This window comes from Streptomyces viridosporus (genome assembly GCF_002078235.1).
GTDB classification, from domain to species: Bacteria; Actinomycetota; Actinomycetes; order Streptomycetales; family Streptomycetaceae; genus Streptomyces; species Streptomyces viridosporus.
Genome location: NZ_MSGP01000829.1, coordinates 237 through 575 on the forward strand (window position 1 = coordinate 237; position 339 = coordinate 575).

Sequence of the window (339 nt, forward strand, 5' to 3'; positions counted from 1 at the left end):
CGGTGACCGGGGCCGCGCTGCGCAGGATCGCGGCCGACGACGGCATGCCGGCCGCGGAACGGGCGCACGCCGAAAGCGCTGTGACGGAGGACACAGCCGAGGCCCTCGCCCATCTCGTCGACCCGTTCGGTCTGGTCGGCGAGGTGCCGGGGGTCGAACTCCAGCAGGCCTCGTGGAGCAGCGAGCGGATCGACTACGACCCCGACGCGCCGGAGTGGGACCTCGACGAGGACGACGACGAGGAGCTGTACGGCAGCGGATACGGGGGAGTTGACGAGTACGACGAGGGGAACGAGGAGGACGGGAACGGGTACGAGGAAGAGGGCCGCGACGGCGGCG

The 339-nt window shown here is 71.7% G+C and carries 1 protein-coding gene; it reads left to right on the top strand.

Annotated features, from left to right (window positions below; translation table 11 throughout):
* Positions 1–2: 2 nt before the first annotated feature.
* Positions 3–339 (top strand): hypothetical protein (locus B7L92_RS37950; protein WP_255311357.1); only part of this gene is annotated, 337 nt, incomplete at its 3' end.